Origin of the sequence: Aciduricibacillus chroicocephali (assembly GCF_030762805.1) — a bacterium.
Classification (GTDB): domain Bacteria; phylum Bacillota; class Bacilli; order Bacillales; family Amphibacillaceae; genus Aciduricibacillus; species Aciduricibacillus chroicocephali.
The window spans coordinates 1,186,348-1,206,534 of record NZ_CP129113.1 but is presented as its reverse complement, the minus strand read 5'-3'; the positions used below and the strand labels follow the sequence as shown (position 1 = coordinate 1,206,534).

At 42.1% G+C, this 20,187-nt stretch carries 19 protein-coding genes; all 19 read right to left on the bottom strand.

The window, feature by feature from the left end; genetic code table 11:
- Nucleotides 1-28 precede the first annotated feature (28 nt).
- The 19 genes from dpaB to QR721_RS06205 all read right to left on the bottom strand — a co-directional run bounded on the left by dpaB (nucleotide 29) and on the right by QR721_RS06205 (nucleotide 20,184).
- Entirely contained in the window at nucleotides 29-619 is a 591-nt protein-coding gene (gene dpaB, locus QR721_RS06295; protein ID WP_348029604.1) for a dipicolinate synthase subunit B, read from the bottom strand.
- Nucleotides 619-1,503 carry a dipicolinic acid synthetase subunit A gene (gene dpaA / locus QR721_RS06290; RefSeq protein WP_348029603.1) on the bottom strand — a complete coding sequence of 295 codons (885 nt, stop codon included), beginning with the start codon at nucleotides 1,501-1,503 and terminating at the stop codon, nucleotides 619-621. The genes dpaB and dpaA overlap by 1 nt, the downstream gene beginning before the upstream one ends.
- A gap of 121 nt (nucleotides 1,504-1,624) precedes the next feature.
- Nucleotides 1,625-1,855, bottom strand: coding sequence for a YlmC/YmxH family sporulation protein (locus QR721_RS06285; protein ID WP_348029602.1), 231 nt, complete (start codon nucleotides 1,853-1,855; stop codon nucleotides 1,625-1,627).
- Nucleotides 1,856-1,912: 57 nt separating this feature from the next.
- Complete coding sequence (locus QR721_RS06280; protein ID WP_348029601.1) at nucleotides 1,913-2,872, bottom strand: polysaccharide deacetylase family protein; 960 nt, start codon at nucleotides 2,870-2,872, stop codon at nucleotides 1,913-1,915.
- Nucleotides 2,873-2,987: 115 nt separating this feature from the next.
- Nucleotides 2,988-5,111 carry a polyribonucleotide nucleotidyltransferase gene (gene pnp, locus QR721_RS06275; RefSeq protein WP_348029600.1) on the bottom strand — a complete coding sequence of 708 codons (2,124 nt, stop codon included), beginning with the start codon at nucleotides 5,109-5,111 and terminating at the stop codon, nucleotides 2,988-2,990.
- A gap of 129 nt (nucleotides 5,112-5,240) precedes the next feature.
- Entirely contained in the window at nucleotides 5,241-5,510 is a 270-nt protein-coding gene (gene rpsO, locus QR721_RS06270; protein WP_348029599.1) for a 30S ribosomal protein S15, read from the bottom strand.
- Nucleotides 5,511-5,639: 129 nt separating this feature from the next.
- Nucleotides 5,640-6,581, bottom strand: coding sequence for a bifunctional riboflavin kinase/FAD synthetase (locus QR721_RS06265; protein ID WP_348029598.1), 942 nt, complete (start codon nucleotides 6,579-6,581; stop codon nucleotides 5,640-5,642).
- 5 nt (nucleotides 6,582-6,586) lie between these two features.
- A complete protein-coding gene (gene truB / locus QR721_RS06260) occupies nucleotides 6,587-7,498 on the bottom strand; it encodes a tRNA pseudouridine(55) synthase TruB (RefSeq protein WP_348029597.1) in 912 nt (303 codons plus the stop codon).
- 73 nt (nucleotides 7,499-7,571) lie between these two features.
- Nucleotides 7,572-7,913 (bottom strand): 30S ribosome-binding factor RbfA, encoded by a 342-nt coding sequence (rbfA, locus tag QR721_RS06255; protein ID WP_348029596.1) that lies wholly within the window; start codon nucleotides 7,911-7,913, stop codon nucleotides 7,572-7,574.
- A 28-nt stretch (nucleotides 7,914-7,941) separates the two neighbouring features.
- Nucleotides 7,942-8,220 (bottom strand): DUF503 domain-containing protein, encoded by a 279-nt coding sequence (locus QR721_RS06250; protein ID WP_348029595.1) that lies wholly within the window; start codon nucleotides 8,218-8,220, stop codon nucleotides 7,942-7,944.
- A complete protein-coding gene (gene infB / locus QR721_RS06245) occupies nucleotides 8,217-10,331 on the bottom strand; it encodes a translation initiation factor IF-2 (RefSeq protein WP_348029594.1) in 2,115 nt (704 codons plus the stop codon). Before infB ends, QR721_RS06250 begins: the two co-directional genes overlap by 4 nt.
- A 19-nt stretch (nucleotides 10,332-10,350) precedes the next feature.
- Nucleotides 10,351-10,650 carry a YlxQ family RNA-binding protein gene (locus tag QR721_RS06240; RefSeq protein ID WP_348029593.1) on the bottom strand — a complete coding sequence of 100 codons (300 nt, stop codon included), beginning with the start codon at nucleotides 10,648-10,650 and terminating at the stop codon, nucleotides 10,351-10,353.
- Nucleotides 10,643-10,870, bottom strand: a complete 228-nt coding sequence (rnpM, locus tag QR721_RS06235; RefSeq protein WP_348029796.1) for an RNase P modulator RnpM — start codon at nucleotides 10,868-10,870, stop codon at nucleotides 10,643-10,645. The genes QR721_RS06240 and rnpM overlap by 8 nt, the downstream gene beginning before the upstream one ends.
- A 63-nt stretch (nucleotides 10,871-10,933) precedes the next feature.
- On the bottom strand, nucleotides 10,934-12,058 hold the full coding sequence (nusA, locus tag QR721_RS06230) for a transcription termination factor NusA (protein WP_348029592.1): 1,125 nt from the start codon (nucleotides 12,056-12,058) through the stop codon (nucleotides 10,934-10,936).
- A 15-nt stretch (nucleotides 12,059-12,073) separates the two neighbouring features.
- Nucleotides 12,074-12,544 (bottom strand): ribosome maturation factor RimP, encoded by a 471-nt coding sequence (rimP, locus tag QR721_RS06225; RefSeq protein ID WP_348029591.1) that lies wholly within the window; start codon nucleotides 12,542-12,544, stop codon nucleotides 12,074-12,076.
- Between the two features lie 208 nt (nucleotides 12,545-12,752).
- The gene (locus QR721_RS06220) at nucleotides 12,753-13,607 is read right to left on the bottom strand and encodes an STAS domain-containing protein (protein WP_348029590.1); all 855 of its coding nucleotides are present in this window, start codon (nucleotides 13,605-13,607) and stop codon (nucleotides 12,753-12,755) included.
- Nucleotides 13,608-13,650: 43 nt separating this feature from the next.
- Nucleotides 13,651-17,943, bottom strand: coding sequence for a PolC-type DNA polymerase III (locus QR721_RS06215; RefSeq protein ID WP_348029589.1), 4,293 nt, complete (start codon nucleotides 17,941-17,943; stop codon nucleotides 13,651-13,653).
- Between the two features lie 81 nt (nucleotides 17,944-18,024).
- Nucleotides 18,025-19,284 (bottom strand): RIP metalloprotease RseP, encoded by a 1,260-nt coding sequence (gene rseP / locus QR721_RS06210; protein ID WP_348029588.1) that lies wholly within the window; start codon nucleotides 19,282-19,284, stop codon nucleotides 18,025-18,027.
- 111 nt (nucleotides 19,285-19,395) lie between these two features.
- Nucleotides 19,396-20,184, bottom strand: a complete 789-nt coding sequence (locus QR721_RS06205) for a phosphatidate cytidylyltransferase (RefSeq protein ID WP_348029587.1) — start codon at nucleotides 20,182-20,184, stop codon at nucleotides 19,396-19,398.
- Between the last annotated feature and the right edge of the window lie 3 nt (nucleotides 20,185-20,187).

The window sequence follows — 20,187 nt, the reverse complement described above, 5'->3', positions numbered from 1 at the left end:
GTCTGTCTAATTTATCATTCTACCATATTTAGTCTTCATGCGGTATGATAACTGGTTGAAGCTGGCGTCCTTCCAGGGCATATTCGACTGTTTTTTGCAGCAGATCCATGTTGGCAACAAGTGATGTTGGTTTTTTGTACGGGTTATCCTGACCGTATGGGATGAAATAGAAATTCCTAGCGGCCATCAGTCGCATCAGATTGACTCCATTAAGGCCAAGGGCATCGTTTGTCGATATGCCAAGCACAATCGGGCTTCCATTGCGAAGAGTTGCTTTCACAGCCATCAATACAGGTGAATCAGTCAAAGCATTTGCCAGCTTACTTAGGGAGTTTCCTGTTAGTGGCGCAACGACCATGCAATCCAAAGGCTCCTTAGGTCCAAGCGGTTCCGCTCCAGGCATTGTAGAAATCGGTTCTCTTCCTGTCAATTCAATAATCTTTTTCAAATGGTCGGCGGCTTCGCCAAATTTTGTGTCAGTCGATTTTACTGTATTGGAGACGATCGGTATTACTTCCGCTTTTTCAGAAACAAGTTTTTCAATCTGCGGAAAAACCTGATCGTATGTGCAATGTGATCCTGTAAGGCCAAAGCCTATTCGTTTTCCTTCAAGTGTCACTATATATTTGCTCCTTTCTTCTTCTCTTCCAATACTTCTTTAATTACATCTGCAAGGATTTTGCCTGAAGTTCTCGGTGCAACAACTCCTGGTAAGCTCTTTGCCAAAATAGCCTTTATTCCACGTTGAGAAGCATATTCAAAATCAGTTCCCCCAGGCTTGGAGGCAATATCTAATATGATTGAATGAGCCGGCAGCTCACAGATGACTCCTTTGTCTATCACGTGGGCAGGTACAGTATTAATGAGCAAATCTGCGCTGCTTGCAGCAACCGGAAGTTCTGCAAAATCGACTGACCTATATCCCATTTCGTTAATTCTTGCTCGCTCTGCTGTCGTTCTTGCAGCTACGGTAACGTGCGCACCTAGCGCTTTGAACATACGGGCAACTGTTTTTCCGACACGGCCATACCCAGAAACCGTCACATTGGATCCATGAATGGTAAAATCAGTGTTTTCCATTGCCATGATCAATACGCCTTCCGCTGTCGGTATTGAGTTGTATATCGCAACATCATCTCGGTCCATAAGCGTAATTAAATCGACACCTGCACTTTGGCAAGCCTCTTTCAGAGTACTTCCTGCGATACCTGAAAAGATAAGAGTGCCTGATTTTAATTGCTTGAACCACTCGGCCGGAAGCTTAATATCCTTCTCTGAAAATACAGCTTCCAGCTCGCCTTCTTTTCCAACTCCACGTACCGGCAGAATAATCGCATCAAATTCAGTTACATCAATATTCTTCAAATCAGTGCGCTTTGCCCCTGCATAGCTCTGATCAAGCTGGTCGTAGCCGATAAGAACAATATCTTTGTTCGTTTGCAGTTGACGAATCATTTCCAAATATCTTGCATCGCCACCGATTACTGCAATTTTATGCTTCATGCATCCAACACCTCTCCTGAAATCAGTTGCAGACTTTCCGTACAGCTTATGCAAAGGCCCTTTTTTCGTGAAAAAACAAAAAGCCTGCATCCATCTTAAGGATGCAGGCTTGGAATCAAGCTTAATCTCTAATCATAATCATATCTTCACCGATTTTTTCTATGGATGACCATGCTACTTTAACTTCATCGCCTTCTTTTTTTAAGCCAAACCACTTATAGTTCGGGATAATGAGGGCATTAATTTTTCCAGTTTCACGATCTATTTCCAAATCTGTCTGGCCAAGTATGCCGAGGCGGGCGCCCTCATTGATATTTACAATTTCTTTGCTGCTCATCTCTCTGTAACGCAAAACGCAACACACCCCTTCAGCTAAATATATTTCATTCTGCAGTAATTCATTCCGGTACTACCTGGATGGGCTCGTCAATTTTTCAATCGTGCCGAGCTTCAGGCCTTTCGCTCTGATTGACTTGATCATCGGTCCGAGCCCCGTTGCTGTGGCTTTTGTCGGATGCATGAGGATTGTGGCACCCGGATGCAATTTTGTTTCCACTCTATTCAGCATGACTGAGACAGTCGGATTCTTCCAATCAATCGTATCGACTGTCCAAAGGATTGTATGCATATCTTCTTTAGCTGCAATTTTAACAACCTGTTCATTAAAGCTACCGCTAGGCGGTGCAAACCAAACCGGCTTTTTCTTGATAATCGCCTCTATAATTTTATTCGTTTCAGCAATTTGGTATTTCATCTCTTCAGCTGTAATACGAGACATATCAGGGTGACTATATGCATGATTACCAATCAAATGACCTTCATCCGCAATCATTTTAACAAGATCCGGATGTTCTTTTGCCCATTTGCCCTCTATAAAAAAGGAAGCACGTGCATTCTCTTCTTTTAATGTTTTTAACATTGATGGAATGTACTCGGTTCCCCAGGAAACATTGATAAGGAGAGCAGCCATCTCTTTTTTGGGATGTCCTCTATAGATTGGGGAAGGCGGCAGATCACTTAGCCCAGTAGCTGGAGTGACTTCCTTTTTCAGAAGCAAATTCGGGTCAAATTCACCCTTTTTCTTCATTTGCTTGTAAGACTCCTGTATGTCAATTTTAATTCCACTTCTCCCGGGGGTTTTCTTCCAAACACGATCGATATAGGCATCTTCAGGCTTTTCTTCCCTTAGCTTTGCCTCTTCTTTGATTTTTTTCAATAGAGCATCTTCTTGTCCAGCCTCTAGCAGTGCTGCTTCTTTTACTAAAAGATCTCCGTTCTCTTTTCCAAAAGGCATATAAAATCGATTACCAGCAAGCAAAACCATTGTAACGAAAATTAGTACGGTCGCTAAATTTCTTAAATGATACATCGTTGGCCGCCTCCTTCGATGCATCTTATGCTTATATAGCGGACAAGTATGCTATTTTTTTGGACAAACAAAAAAAGAAACTGCAAGCAGCTTCTCCTTTTTTGGTCATGCTATATTAGTTGTTGGACTCAGCCTTTTCTGCCTTTTCACGCGCTTCTTTAAGAAGAACTTTTCGGGAAAGGTTGACACGGCCATGATTATCGATTTCTTTGACTTTAACTTCAATCTTGTCACCAATAGAAACGACATCTTCAACTTTGTTTGTACGTTCTTCTTGCAGTTCAGAAATATGCACAAGACCGTCTTTTCCTTTGAACAATTCAACGAATGCACCGAACTTCTCAATGCGTTTGACTGTACCATTGTACACTTCGCCAACTTCGACTTCACGAACAATGTCTTCAATTATTTTCTTCGCCTTGTTATTCATTTCTGAATCAGCAGAAGCGATAAACACACTGCCATCCTGTTCAATATCAATCTTAACACCAGTGGCATCAATAATCTGGTTGATTTGTTTACCACTTGGTCCAATAACATCACGGATTTTATCCGGATTGATTTTCATTGTAAGGATTTTCGGAGCATATTTTGAGAGTTCCTTATTAGGTTCACTGATTGTAGCGAGCATGGAATCAAGAATTTGCATGCGGCCTTTTTTAGCTTGCTGCAATGCCTCTTCCAAAATTTCTTTGTCAAGGCCTTCTATTTTAATATCCATCTGCAATGCAGTTACGCCTTTAGCTGTACCAGCAACTTTGAAGTCCATATCACCGAGTGCATCTTCCATTCCTTGAATATCTGTAAGAATGGAATAGTCTTTGCCTGTTTTGACAAGACCCATGGCAATTCCTGCTACAGGGGCTTTGATCGGTACTCCAGCATCCATCATTGCAAGAGTACTTGCACAAATGCTCGCCTGAGATGACGAACCATTGGATTCTAAAACTTCAGATACAACACGGATTGTATAAGGGAAATCTGTTTCTGAAGGGATGACTTTCTCAAGCGCCTTTTCACCAAGTGCTCCGTGACCAATCTCACGACGTCCTGGCGCACGAATTGGACCTGTTTCTCCAACGCTGAAATGCGGGAAGTTATAATGGTGCATAAAACGTTTTGACTCTTCAAGATCAAGACCATCAAGAATCTGTACATCTCCCAATGCTCCTAACGTACAGACACTAAGAACCTGTGTCTGGCCACGTGTGAACAAACCTGATCCATGGGTACGAGGCAAAAGACGGACGCGGGAGGACAATGGGCGAATCTCTTCAGGACTTCTGCCATCCGGACGTACTTTTTCCTCTGTAATCAGGCGACGTACTTCTTCTTTAACAATCTTGTCTAGAATAGATTTTACCTGTTTAATAATTTGTTCGTCTGCATCTTCGTAAGTTGCTAGCACTTCATTCTTCACTTCTGAAATTGCATCTTCACGAGCATGCTTCTCTTTTACTTGAATGGCTTGGACAAGTTTTTCCTTTGCTGAAGCTTCAATCGATGTACGAAGGTCTTCATCAAGTTCAAATAGCGCTACCTCACGTTTAGTCACACCAACCGCTTCGACGATTTCTTCCTGGAACGCGACAAGACGTGCAATCTCTTCATGTCCAAACATGATTGCTTCGAGCATGACATCTTCTGGTACTTCATTCGCTTCTGCTTCAACCATGTTAATTGCAGATTTTGTACCAGCAACAGTCAATTCCATATCTGTTTTCTCTTGTTGTTCAACTGTTGGGTTAATGACAAACTGTCCTTCTACACGTCCAACATGAACGCCAGCAATCGGCTGTTCAAATGGAATATCAGAAATTGACAGTGCGATAGAAGAACCAATCATTGCAGCAATCTCAGATGAACAGTCCTGATCAACGCTCATTACTGTGCTTATCACCTGGACTTCATTACGAAAACCATCCGGGAAAAGCGGACGAATTGGTCTGTCAATCATACGTGATGTTAATATTGCTTTTTCACTTGGACGGCCTTCACGCTTGATGAACCCGCCAGGAATCTTACCAACTGCATACAGCTTTTCTTCATAGTTCACTGTAAGCGGGAAAAACGGCAAATCTTTCGGTTCCTTTGATGCTGTTGCTACTGATAGTACAGATGTATCTCCGTAGCGGACCATGACAGCTCCGCTAGCTTGCTTGGCAAGTTCGCCCGTTTCCACGATAAAAGACTTGCCGGCAATCTCAGTTGAAAACACGCGTTTTCCTTCTTCTGCCATTTTCGGGTCTCCTTTCAATCAGCCATATTCTCTTTGTATAGTTAATGCGTCATTATGCAAAATTTATGTAAGTGATTAATATCCAGTATGAAAAAAGCAGGATAGACTCCTGCTTTTTTCGGTAAAAACTTATCGACGAAGGCCTAGGCGCTTAATCAATTCGCGGTAGCGTGTAACATCGCTATTACGAAGGTAGTTAAGCAAGTTGCGGCGCTTACCGACCATTTTCAAAAGACCGCGGCGTGAGTGGTGGTCTTTTTTGTGAACACGAAGGTGTTCGTTCAAAGTTGTGATTTCTTCTGTAAGTACAGCGATCTGTACTTCTGGAGATCCAGTATCAGTATCGTGCACTTTGTATTCGTTGATAATTTCATTCTTACGTTCCTTAGTGATGGCCATTTGGCCCACCTCCTGAAAATTTTGATTATCCCCTGTCCCCTAGCAAGCGTCGGAGTCTCGACTTGCCAAGCGAAGGTTCACCTAAATAAGATTAACGCTTTTCGGTTCAAATTGCAAGCGGAAACCGTTTTACTTCTTAGCAAAATATGCCCTGATGATTTCTTCATCTTCCGCAATTCTTGCAATCAGTTCATCAATATTTGAGAACTTCATTTCATCGCGAATATACCGATGCCATTCAACTGTGATTTGCTCTCCGTAGATTTCTTTTTGAAAATCAAAAATATGGACTTCCATCCTGATATCCGGATTGTCATATTGGAATGTTGGATTGTAACCAAGGCTTGCCATGCCATAAAATGTTTTATCCGCATAGAGCACCTTTACAGCATAAACACCTTTGCGAGGCAACAAAACATCATTTTCCACAAACATGTTTGCTGTTCTCCAGCCGAGCTCACGCCCGCGTTTAGAACCATGAATGACAGTACCGCTTATAACAAAAGGCCTTCCAAGAAGGTCATTTGCTTTCTCCATCATGCCTTCAGAGAGCAACTTGCGGATTCTCGTTGAACTGATTTTCTCTCCATCTTCCTGCTGTTCTGAAATCATGTCGACTGAAAAAGGAAGGTCCTGCCTTTTTGTAAGCTCTCTCATATTGCCTGCACCTTTTTTACCATATGTAAAGTCATATCCTGCTATAAGCTCTTGGACATTCAAGCCGCCAATATAGTCGCTTATAAATTGTTCAGGGGAAAGAGCTGACAATTCTTTCGTAAACTCAATGACGTAGAAGTTGTCAACACCCATTGATTCAAGAATTCTCTTTTTCTCTTCAAATGGTGTAATGTAGCGGACTTCTCTGCTTTTTGCATTGAGAATTGCCGAAGGATGCGGATGAAAGGAAATGACAGCGCTTAATAAGCCAAGCTCATTTGCTCTGTCGACAGCTTTTCCAATTACCTTTTGATGCCCTTTATGTATTCCGTCAAAAAAACCAATTGCAGCCACTACTTCTGGAAATTCACAATGATCGGTTGAAAGCGGATAGCTGATTTGTATCGTTCGCATTGTTATCACCTGCTTTTCTGCTCTTCTGTAAATACCCGAACAGGTCTAATTTCACGCTCATTTTTCTGATTCTCTTCATAAACGGCTAATACCTGATCATTATGGGTCATCAGGAAGGGACTTTTCGGCAATTCACTATCAGGCCGCGGAAGCTTTTGGCCAAACTTCACACGTATACAGGTCTCATCATTGACCTCAATTCGCGGGAGATGAGATATTCCTCGCTCCATTGGCAACAGAAAATCCTCGAGCCGATTTTCAGCGGCAGCTTCCTCAAGCATAGCAAATGTCACTGCATCCGTTTTTCCAAAATCGCCTGTTTGAGTTCGCTCCAAAGCAGCCATATGTGCCGGATAGCCGAGCTCTTTCCCAATATCAACACATAATGTGCGTATGTACGTGCCCTTGCTACACATGATTTCCAGTCCAAAGCAGTCTTTACCTTCAAGTGGGTGTGGCACAATATGCAATGAATCTATATGTACAGTACGGCTTGGTCGCTCAACCGGTAAACCAGCCCGAGCATATTCATACAGTTTCTTTCCATTAACCTTTACTGCGGAGTACATTGGTGGAATCTGAACAATAGCACCAGTGAACCGTTTAAGGACATGTTCAATTTCCTCTCTGCCCGGCAACTTTGTAACTTCTTTTTCTTCAACAGTAGCACCAGATGCATCTTCAGTCTCTGTAGAGCGTCCAATTCGCAACGCAGCTATGTATGTTTTTTTTGTATCTGTTAAAAAAGGTACGATTTTTGTTGCTTGTCCAAAACAAATCGGCAGGACCCCTTCTGCATCTGGGTCAAGTGTTCCTGTATGTCCTACTTTTTTCATCTTAAACAATTTGCGCATTTTTATAACACAATCATGGGATGTCATACCAACCGGTTTCCAAAGCGGCAAAATACCATCCATCGTTTCCCCTCCAATCAAGAAGATCTTGCAAACAAGGAAAAGCCTGCCCCGCCATTAGACGGGCCAGACTCAATCAATTATTTAAATCACGCAGAATGCCCTCAATCCGATTGCCATATTCAAACGCCTCATCAAATTCAAAAATGAGTTCCGGCGTTTTCCGCAAACGAATCCGCTTCCCAATTTCCGAACGGATAAATCCTTTTGCTTTAGCAAGACCAAGCAGCGTATCCTGCTTCTTTCTATCATCACCAAGAACAGAGATAAAAACCTTAGCTTGCTGAAGATCGCCTGTTACTTCAACATCCGTCACAGTAACAAAGCCAACACGCGGGTCTTTAATTTTTCTCGAAAGAATATCTCCGAGTTCCTTTTTCATCTGCTCAGCTACACGGTGTGACCGCAATTCGCTCATAATAGAACACCTCGGGCTTTTCTCTTTTTCAGACAAATTCAATGTTTGTGATAGTACGCTCAAGCTCAGTATTTTCATCGATTTCAGCAAGCACTCGCTGCATAACCTGTTCAGCATGTACTTGCTCATTTGCTACAACGGCAATACCAAGCTTTGTCCTCTGCCATACATCATGGTGATCCAACTCGGCAATGGAGATGTTATACCGTTGCCGGAGCCTGGTCACCATCGGCTTGAGGACAGAACGTTTTTCTTTAAGGGAATGACCATCATAAAGAATACATTCAACCTCTGCACTCAAAATCATTTGCGCTCAATTTCAACCATGATGAATGCTTCAATGACATCGCCTTCTTTTAGGTCGTTGTAATTCTCGATTGTAATCCCACATTCATAACCTTGAGCTACTTCTTTAACATCATCCTTGAAGCGCTTCAAAGTATCGATTTCACCTTCATACTGGACAATGCCATTTCGAATCAGACGAATGCTGGAAGAACGTGTGATTTTACCATCTGTAACATAGCATCCGGCAATTGTTCCGATTTTGGAAACTTTAAATGTTTCTCTTACTTCAGCCTGCCCAATTACCTTCTCTTCATACTCAGGGTCAAGCATGCCTTTCATTGCTGCTTCGATTTCTTCGATCGCCTTGTAGATGATACGATGCAGACGCATATCAACTTGTTCAGATTCTGCAGCCTTTTTCGCATTGGCATCTGGTCGAACGTTAAAACCAATGATGATAGCGCTTGAAGCTGAAGCTAGAATAACGTCGGATTCAGTGATTGCCCCTACTCCAGAGTGGATGATCTTGATTTTAACGCCTTCCACATCTATTTTACGAAGAGAGCCAGCCAATGCCTCAGCAGAACCCTGTACATCTGCTTTGATGATAATATTGATTTCTTTCATTTCCCCTTGCTTGATATGTTCAAACAAGTCATCAAGGCTCACCTTAGTCTGTTCACTGCGGTTTTCAACGATGTAATTTTGCTGTCTAGCTTCACCAATTTGGCGGGCTTTTTTCTCATCCTTGAACACGAGGAACTGATCGCCTGCCTGAGGTACGTCATTAAGACCGGTAATCTCTACAGGTGTAGAAGGTCCAGCTTTTTGAACACGCTTGCCGATATCGCTGACCATAGCTCGGACACGCCCAAATGTGTTACCGACAACAATTGAATCACCTACTTGAAGTGTACCGTCCTGAACGAGAAGGCTCGCAACGGAGCCACGACCCTTATCAAGCTGTGCATCAATTACAGTACCAAATGCTGCCTTGTTAGGGTTTGCTTTCAACTCTTCCACTTCAGCAACAAGTAGGATCATTTCAAGCAAATCATCGATTCCTTCGTCTTTAAGTGCTGACAAGTTAACGAAAATCGTACTGCCGCCCCAATCTTCAGGAACGAGTTCATATTCAGTCAATTCCTGCATAACACGATCAGGATTTGCCGACTCTTTATCGATTTTGTTAACCGCAACGATGATTGGAACTTCTGCCGCTTTTGCGTGGTTGATCGCTTCAACCGTCTGTGGCATAACACCATCATCTGCAGCAACAACAAGAATTGCGATATCCGTGATTTGCGCGCCTCGTGAACGCATGCTTGTGAAAGCAGCATGTCCCGGGGTATCTAGGAAAGTGATTTTCTTACCGTTCCGCTCAGCTTGATAGGCACCGATATGCTGTGTAATTCCACCAGCTTCTCCTGCCGTTACTTTCGTGTTGCGGATAGAATCAAGCAAAGTTGTTTTTCCGTGGTCAACGTGTCCCATGATTGTTACGACAGCCGGACGTTCTACAAGATCAGCTGGCTTATCTTCCTTGATATACTTATCAAAATCTGTATCTTCAAGGATGATTTCTTTATGTGCTTCGACCTCATATTCACTGCAGATTAGTTCAACTGCATCGTCATCCAAATCTTGGTTTTTCGTCGCCATAACACCAAGGAAAAGCAATTTTTTAATGATTTCAGATGCGTCTTTATTCAACTTTTCAGCAAGATCGCCTACTGTGAGCACGCCGCTGTAAGTAATTTCTTTCGGTGTCTCTTTCTTCACAACAGGCTGCTGAGGACGTTGCTGCTTTCCTCTTGCTCCTTTATTCTGATTACGCTGTGGCTTGCCTTTAGTTGGCTTTTTTGAATTGTTTTGGTTAGGTTTTGCTTTATTAGGATCCTGTTTCACGTTATTATTCGAACTCCCCATTTTTTGTTTTTCCTTGCTCTCCGGTGTGGTTTGCTTAGTTGCTTTTTCGGAAGGTTTTTCTTCAAGCTTGTTGATCATGTCATCGGTGATTACTGCCATATGGTTGGAGATTTCAAAATTTAGGTTGCGCAGTTTCTCAATCGTCTCTTTGGACGTCTTGTTATGCTGCTTTGCATATTCGTAAATTCTCATCTTGCTCATACGTTCACCCCCGAATTATTCACTCCAGCATGGATTCGATCTTCCTGGCAAACCCATCATCGAGGATGGCTATAGCAACCCTTCCCGATTTACCGATTGCTCCCGAAAGTTCATCCCGGTTCCCGGCAATCTTCCAAGGTATGTTGTAATAAGTACATTTGTCAGTCAGTTTTTTCATTGTCTGCCTGCCTGTATCATTTGCAATGATGACGAGTTTTGCCTTACGTTGCTGGATATCCTTAACAATAGTCTCTTCGCCGAGCGAAACTTTCCCCGCTCGTAAGGCGAGCCCAAGCATGTTCAAGTAACGATTATGCATCGGCATGTTTCCTGGCAAGTTCCCGCAATTCCTCATAAATATGAGATGGGATTTCATTGTTAAGATGCTTCTGCAAAATATCTCCCTTTTCGGCCTTGTCTATCGCTGTCTCATTAAGTGATATATAGGCACCGCGGCCGTTCTTCTTACCAGTTGGATCTACAGATATCTCGCCTTCTTTATTTCGGACGACACGAATTAATTCCTGCTTAGGTTTCATTTCATTTGTTGCGACACATTTGCGAAGTGGTACTTTTCTAGTTTTCAATCAGGACGCCTCCCTTTAGAACAAAAAGTCGTCTTCTTGACGATTTCCGTCTTCCTCGGCCGTTTTTTCTTCAATAATAACATCATTATCATCAAAAAGACCGGCTTCACGGGCCTCCGTCTCACTCTTGATATCAATTTTCCATCCAGTCAGCTTTGCAGCCAGTCTAGCGTTCTGTCCACGTTTTCCGATTGCTAGAGAAAGCTGGAAATCAGGAACAATGACAGTTGTCGCCTTTTCCTCTTCATCGACGATGACTTTAAGCACCTTTGAAGGACTAAGCGCATTGGAAACATAAATAATCGGATCTTCCGACCATTCAACGATATCTATCTTCTCACCTTTAAGCTCATTGACAATCGCTTGGACACGCTGTCCTTTTTGACCGACACATGAACCGACCGGATCAATTTCCGCATCCGCAGCATATACAGAGATTTTGGATCTGTCTCCTGCTTCGCGGGCAATTGACTTGATCTCTACAGTACCATCATAAATCTCAGGCACTTCCATCTCAAAAAGACGTTTCAATAGCCCTGGATGTGAGCGGGAAATATAAATTTGTGGCCCCTTGTTTGTGTTTTCCACTTTTGTTACATAGACCTTCAAACGATCATGTACTTCATATGTTTCAGTAGGGATTTGTTCTGATTCAGCAAGTTTCGCTTCAATCTTGCCCAAATTCACATAGATGAAACGATTATCCTTGCGAGAAACGATACCTGTCATGACATCGTCTTCACGGTCGGCATATTCGCTGAAAATGACACCGCGCTCAGCTTCACGAACACGCTGGGTCACTACTTGCTTGGCAGCCTGAGCAGCAATTCGGCCAAAGTCTTTCGGCGTTACTTCCACTTCAAGCACGTCATCCACTTCATAATTAGGGTCCACTTTCCGAGCTTCCTCAACGGTAATCTCGTTCTGGTCATCTTCAATTTCATCGACAACCGTCTTGCGTGAGAAGAGACGCATTGTACCTGCTTTCTCGTCAATGTCGACTCGAACATTTGTAGCGGATTTGAAGTTCTTTTTATATGCAGAAATCAACGCTGCTTCAAGTGCCTCTATAAGTACTGTTTTTGAAATGCCTTTTTCCTTTTCCAAATAATCAATCGCGTCAAAAAGCTGGCTGCTCACGATCTTTGTTCCCCCTTAAAATGCTATGGCAAGTCTTGCCTTCGCGATCTTATCATATGGAACACTAAGTTCCTTTTTACGTGTCTTCACTTTATATTCAAGTGTCAGAATATCATTTTCAAACGATTTAATCGTACCTTCGAATTCTTTATCGCCGTCAATTTTTTCGTAAAGTTTAATATTTACATAAGAGCCGACATGGTTAGCGATATCCGCTTTTGTCTTCAAAGGGCGTTCGGCCCCTGGAGAGGAGACTTCAAGGAAATAAGCATCCTTGATTGGATCCAGTTCGTCAAGTTTGGCACTCAACTTTTCAGATACCAGACCGCATTCGTCAATCTCAACTCCTCCTTCTTTATCAATATAAACACGCAGGAACCAGTTGCTTCCTTCCTTTACGTATTCAACATCAACAAGTTCAAGGCTAAGTGATTCGACGATGGGCCTTGCCAGCTCTTCTGTTATTTTGACTGCTTCGGAACTCAATATCGGATACCTCCTCTGATGCCAATTCAATGATCATTTTTCAGTTAATTGAATGCACTCAATATAAAACCCCTGCCGGAACACAAGGCAAGGGAATCTCAATTCTTATAAGAAAGTGCGGGGAGACCCGCTCTTTTGCCGATACGGCAATGCTTACCAAAGCAACTATAACATAGTCTCCCAGCTCTTGCAAGAAACGCGGATTGGCTTATCTATCCTTGTTATCAGCCCATAAGTTCACGGTAAGATGATCTTTCAATGCCTGTTGTAGTGATGCCTTAGTCTCTGCATGCAGGCCTGAATCAAGTCCTTCACGTAAAATAGTTTGTACTATTTTAGGCTGCAGACCTGTAATAACAGGGTGGCATCCCATCATCTCAACACCCCTGAGTATGTTCAGCAAATGATGCATCGTATCCTCTTCTACTTCCGCTATTCCAGAGAGGTCGAAGAACAGTAGAGTAATACGCTTTTTGCTGATTTCCATAAGTATTTTTTCTTCAATGATTCTTGCTCGTCCCAAATCAATCGTACCAATCAGTGGAATAACACTAACCGTCTCGGCAATAGGGATTATTGGGACTGATAGATGATTCACAAGCTTTTTCTGATGAGCAATCAGATTATCCTTATAAGTCGAGTAGCTTACAAAGAATCCTCGAAGGAACTGATCAATCATCCCATTTACCCGATTACCCATTTCATATACCTGATTTATATCAATTACTTCTTCACTCAGCTCATCAAAACGATGCAAGAAATTCCACAATGTGCTGCGAATCGACTGAATCCACTCAAGTTTCAATTCAAGTGTCAATTCCGAACCGGCCCAGGCAACGCCTTCTATCTGTGCAAAGCTGACAAGCTCCTCTCGCTTGTCATCAAGGACGAGATTTACAAGCTTATGCGCGTTGCTGATTAGATGGATGTTGCCGATTAAACGAATTTCTTCAATTTTATCACGTACATTTTTTGCTTTGTTGAGCAGCTCTTCATCAAAGTGTTCCTTATTATCAACGAGGAACTGTTTAAATTCTTCAATATGTTTCTTGTCGAATTCCAATTCGAACCCTTCTTTCATAATAAATCAGCGAGCTGCCAGCCTGTCAAAACAGTGAAAGCTGGTTTTTTTCTTCCATTCCCTCAAGACAGCCATGCTGGTCCATATATTCAAGTACTGTTTTAGATATACGGCTTCGCTCTCGCAAATCCTCTTTAGACAAAAACTCCCCGTTTTCACGAGCATTTACGATATTAATCGCCGCATTTGTGCCTAATCCATCAATTGCATTAAAAGGCGGTATTAAAGTATCTCCTTCAACAATAAACTCCGAAGCACTTGATCTGTACAAATCGACTTTCTGGAATGAGAACCCTCTTTCAACCATCTCAAGAGAAATCTCAAGCACCGTTAGAAGGGTCTTTTCCTTAGGCGCTGCGTCATTGCCTTTCATTTCAATCTCTTTAATCCTTTTGCGAATTGCGTCTGCCCCTTTGCACATTGTATCTAATTCAAAGTCTGCTGCACGGACAGTGAAATATGCAGCATAAAATAAAATGGGATGATGTACTTTGAAATAGGCAATTCGAACTGCCATCAATACATAGGCTACAGCATGCGCCTTCGGGAACATATATTTGATTTTCTGACATGAATCGATATACCAGTCTGGAACCCCATGCTTCTTCATTTCCACAATCCACTCATCTTGAAGCCCTTTTCCTTTACGCACAAACTCCATGATCTTAAACGCAAGTGAAGCTTCGAGACCCTTATGCATGAGGTAAACCATAATATCATCCCGGCAACCGATAACATCACCGATTTCGCAAATACCATTATTGATCAATTCCTGTGCGTTTCCGAGCCATACATCGGTCCCGTGAGAAAGTCCAGAAATAATGACAAGTTCAGCAAATGTTGAAGGTTTTGTCTCCTCGAGCATTTGACGAACAAATCGAGTACCAAATTCAGGTACACCTAGCGTTCCGGTCTTACACCCAATCTGGTCTGGGGTGATACCAAGAGATTCTGTTCCTGAAAAAATCTTCATAACTTCTTTGTCATCAGTTGGTATCGTTTGTGGATCCATTCCGGAAAGGTCCTGAAGCATGCGAATTACGGTCGGATCATCGTGACCAAGTATATCTAGCTTAAGCAAATTACTGTCAATGGAGTGAAAGTCGAAATGCGTCGTTCGCCATTCACTGTTCCTGTCATCAGCAGGGAACTGGATTGGTGTAAAGTCATAGATTTCTTTATCGCTTGGTACAACAATGATTCCACCAGGATGCTGCCCTGTCGTTCTTTTTACTCCAGTACAGCCCTTCACAAGCCTGTCAACTTCAGCATTTTTCATAATAAGGCTTTTATCTGACGCATAGCCTTTCACATAACCATAAGCTGTCTTCTCTGCTATTGTACCAATTGTTCCTGCACGATAGACATAGTCTTCTCCAAATAGTTCTTTTGTATAGTTATGAGCATTCGGTTGGTATTCCCCTGAGAAGTTCAAATCAATATCCGGCACTTTGTCGCCTTTAAATCCAAGGAATGTCTCAAACGGAATGTCTTGTCCGTCTTTCTTCAGGGCGTTTCCGCAGTTCGGGCAATCTTTATCAGGCAAGTCAAAGCCGCTGGCATATGAGCCATCCGTAATGAATTCATTATAATGACATTCCGTGCAAATATAATGTGCTGGCAAAGGATTTACCTCAGTAATTTCCGTCATTGTTGCAACAAGAGAAGAACCGACTGAACCTCGTGATCCGACAAGATATCCATCATCAAGTGATTTCTTTACAAGCTTATGAGAGATGAGATAGATTACCGCAAAACCGTTATCTATGATACTCGAGAGTTCCTTTTCAAGGCGGTCAATGACAATTTGCGGAATATCTTCCCCATAGATCTTCTTTGCTCTGTCATAACTGAGTGTGCGGATTTCTTCTTCCGCTCCTTCAATTTTTGGTGTGAACAACTCATCCTTGATTGGCGAAACATCTTCAACCCAATCAGCTACAAGCCTGGAGTTGGTAACGACAATTTCCTTTGCAGTTTCTTCTCCCAAAAATTGAAATGCATCAAGCATTTCATTCGTTGTTCGGAAAGGTGTGTCAGGCAATGTGACGCGATTAAGTGGATTGCCCGCTTGGGACGCAATTAAAATCTGACGGTAAATCTTATCATGATCTTCTATATAATGAACATTCCCTGTAGCAACAACTGGTTTGCCAATCCTTTTTCCAAGCTCGACAATCTTCCTGATAATATCTAGAATCTGGGCTTCGTTCTGTACTAAGTCCTTCTCTATTAGGTGTGAATAGTTCGCCGGTGGCTGAACTTCTATATAATCATAGAATTCTGCGACGTTTTCTGCTTCTTCAGCAGACTTCTGCATCATCGTTTCAAACACTTCACCTTGATCACAAGCTGTTCCGATTATAATTCCTTCGCGGTATTTTTCAAGCACAGATCGCGGTATTCGCGGTACTCGATAAAAATAATGAATGTTGGAATAGGATACAAGCTTATAAATATTCTTAAGCCCAATATCGTTCTGAGCAAGTAAAACACAATGGAAAGGACGCGAACGCTGGTAGGCATTCCCCTCTCCCATATGGCGGTTCAAATCCTTATGATTATGAATATCTTTCTCAGTGAGCATTTTGACAAGTTTCACCATTAAATATCCAGTAGCCTCAGCATCATAGATCGCTCGGTGATGCTGTGTCAGTTCTATGTCAAAATGTTTACACAAAGTGTTCAATCGATGATTTCGAAGCTCTGGTACGAGAAAGCGAGCCAGCTCCAATGTATCCATTCCTGGCTGTGTGATTTTTGGGTAATCAATGCGCTTATAGCCTGCATTCAGAAAACCGATATCAAAAGTTGCGTTGTGAGCTACTAGTATCGTTCCTTCTGTCCATGCATGAAATTGCTTTAAAACATCATCGATTTCAGGTGCATCTTGTACCATTTCATCCGTAATCCCTGTAAGTCTAGTCGTCGTTTCAGAGAGCGGGTGGTGGGGATTAGCAAAGCTCTCAAAACGGTCAATGATTTCGCCATTTTGAATCTTTACTCCAGCTAATTCAATAATCGTATCATAGACTGCAGAAAGACCTGTCGTCTCAACGTCAAATACAACGTAAACAGCTGTATCAAGTTCCAAATCTTGTACATTGTATGCTATGGGGACGCCATCATCGACAAGATTCGCCTCCAAACCATAAAGCACCTTGATTCCATGCTTTTTTCCTGTGGCAAATGCTTCAGGAAAACCTTGTACGCCCCCATGATCTGTAATAGCAACTGCTGGATGCCCCCATTTAGCTGCCTGTTCAATTAGCCTGCCAGGAGTTGTAACAGCATCAAGCTGGCTCATCGTTGTATGTGCATGCAATTCAACACGTTTCTCATCTTCAGGTGCTTCATCGCGTCTTGAATCCACTTTTACTTCCTGCATATCATTCGCCATCATTGCGAGCTCATTTGTATACATATCGGTCTGAATACTTCCGCGTGCTTTAATCCACATACCTTTTCGGACGTTTTCAAAAGTTGCTGCATCGTCATCATCTTTTGAGAACATTTTGATCTGCAAAGAGTCAGTATAGTCTGTAACCTTAGCAATCAGTAGACTTCTTCCAGAACGAAGTTTACGGATTTCAGAATCAAACACATATCCTTGAACCGTTATTCTTCGTTCCTCTTCTTGAATTGTTTCCATTGATACTGGTTCATCAGGAATATTATAGCCGATTACAAGTGGCTTGTTATCAGCTGCGTCCTGTCTGTTCTGTTCACGCTTTTCTTTTTCCTGTACGGTTTTCATAATAATTTGCTTATCTTCAAGCGCTGTTTTTTCTTTGAATTCCACCATCAACTTATCATTCTCTATCACTTCAATATCAAACAACACTGAACCTAGTCCTGCTTTTTTCATATAGTCCCGAAACGGGTCATTCAGCTTTTTCTTTATTATGCCTGCTTCCATTTCATTACGAACAGAAAGCACCCATTTCTCGGAGTGAAGACAAGGTTTACTGCTTAACAAAAGATCTTTATACGCAGGTAAACCCAAAGCAGTCTGATTGGCGAAGTGTTTCCAATAAGGCATTAACAGTTCTTCTGTATAATTGTCATCACCGCAAATAACGGTTAAATCCGTTTTGGCAACTTGCTTGAAAGTTTCACCTATGTTATTTAAAAAATCCTGGTATACCGCAAATGGCAGAGGCTTTTCCAGACTAATATGAAAATGCCAGACTTTCGATTTTTTATATACTTCGAGTTTCTCGAGGACAGCATTCTGAAAATAGGTATCAACTGCGGCTGCGTCAAGCTGCAGTTGATCGAGTAAAATAGTCAACTTTTCGCGTTTTGACAAGTCCATCAAAAAATCCTCCCTCTACAATCCTCGCATATCGATTCGAGCCCTTGTCAAATGGTATCGACAAGGGCTCTACACAGAAAGCTACATAAATAATCTTTGTATATCGTTCCAAGTTACAACAATCATAAGCAGCATTAGCAATGCAAATCCGACAAAGTGGAATATGCCTTCTTTTTGTGGATCAAGTGGTTTGCCGCGCACTGCTTCAATGAGAATGAAAAGAAGGCGCCCGCCATCAAGTGCCGGGAGCGGCACAAGGTTCACGATACCAAGATTTACGCTAAGCATGGCTGTCCATAATAGGAAGTTATTGAAACCTGTCTGTACGACCTGATCGGTTATATCATAGATTCCAACAGGCCCTGAGAGCATATCAATGGAATACTGTCCAGTAACAAGCATGAAAAGGTTGGTCAATATAAGTTTGGTAGTTGAATACGTCTTCTCAAACCCATATGTGAATGTGCCAGTAAAGGACTTTTCCATCGCTTGGCTTACACCGATACGTCCGATCTCTTGCCCTTCGACTTTAACCTTGTCCGGAACAAGTGTAAATTGCTTGGAACCGCCGTCTCTCTTTACGGTAAGATCCAGCTCTTCACCTGGGTGTTCCTGAATATAAAGAGCCATCTGCTCAAAGCTTTTAATGTGCTTGTTATTAATTTGAACAATTTGATCTCCGTTAACAAGACCAGCTTGTTCAGCAGGGCTTCCTTCACGGATATTCGCTATTTTAGCAGTGTCTGAAGGAACTCCTTGAATGATGCCAAGCACAATAAAAAGAACTATTGCAAGAAGGAAGTTCATCATTGGACCGGCAAACAGCTGCATCGCCCGCTGACGCTTTGTCTTTGAAGCGAATTGTCTGTCATAAGGAGCAATCTGTGTCTCTTTTTCATCCTGTACATAAACAGCTTTACGATCGACCGGGAAGACAAGTCTTTCACCATGCTCTTCAGGTTCATAACCTTCAATTACTAAGTCATGATCCAAGTCTGCACGTTCAACTTCAATAACTCGGGCATATGGGTGCTTCGCTTTATTGTTAACAATAATTTTAGAGACTTTGCCTTCACCGTTAAATTCAAGACCGATATGCTGACCAGGATTCAAATCCTGAATTTCTGGATCCTCACCGGCAACTCTTACATAACCTCCGACAGGCAAGAGCCGGATTGTATACAGAGTTTCATTTTTTACAAATGAGAATATTTTTGGTCCGAAACCAATTGCGAACTCTCTTGCCAACATTCCTGCTCTTTTTGCAAAAATGAGATGGCCAAACTCATGGATAAACACGAGCAGCCCAAACATGAAAATAAACGCAATGACAGTTGTCAAATAAAGCACTTCCTTTTATTTAATGATGAGGCTGCCCGGCATTCGGTTCATGCCCAATTGTTGATTATCATGAACCAAATGTATTAAACTCTTAAGGAAAATATGTTCATTTTAATGGATGAAATGGATGAAATGCAAGAAAGGCAACACAAAAATCATACTGTCAAGCCTATCAAGAATGCCTCCATGCCCCGGAAGAAGCTTACCTGAATCTTTAACACCATAATGGCGCTTGAAAGCAGATTCGACAAGATCGCCAACCTGTCCGGCAACAGAAATAAGCAAGGCGATAAAAATAATACTTATAATTGAATAATCGAACGGATGAACAAGCTGGAATACAACCGCAACAATAAGTGCGATAACAATTCCGCCAATTGCTCCCTCAATCGTCTTGTTAGGACTAATCACCGGCCAAAGTTTTCTTTTACCAAGCGACCTTCCGACAAAGTATGCTCCCGAGTCAGTCGCCCATATAATAAAGAATATGAACAGCAGATAATCCAAACCATACAGCCGGGCTTCAATCAAGTAATAAAAACCCATTCCAACATAAAAAGCAGACACTGCTAGGAACCCAGCGTCTTCAAAGGTGAATTTGTTCTTCGAAAACACAGTGTAAGCCAGAAGAAGAAGGATAAAAAGACCTGCCCCTTCTAATTTGCTCATAGATATATACGGCACTACATCGCCATCAAACCTGGCAAGAATTGTCCATAATAGAAGGACCGCAAAAATACCTGGAATGGCAAATTGTGAGAGCTTTCGCATAGCAATCAGTTCATACAGTCCAATTGTCGCCAAGAGAAAGCCGAATAATACAAACGGCCACCTACCATATATTAGAAATGGAATGACAACGATAAGTGCAATTATTGCAGTAATAATTCTTTGTTTCATTGA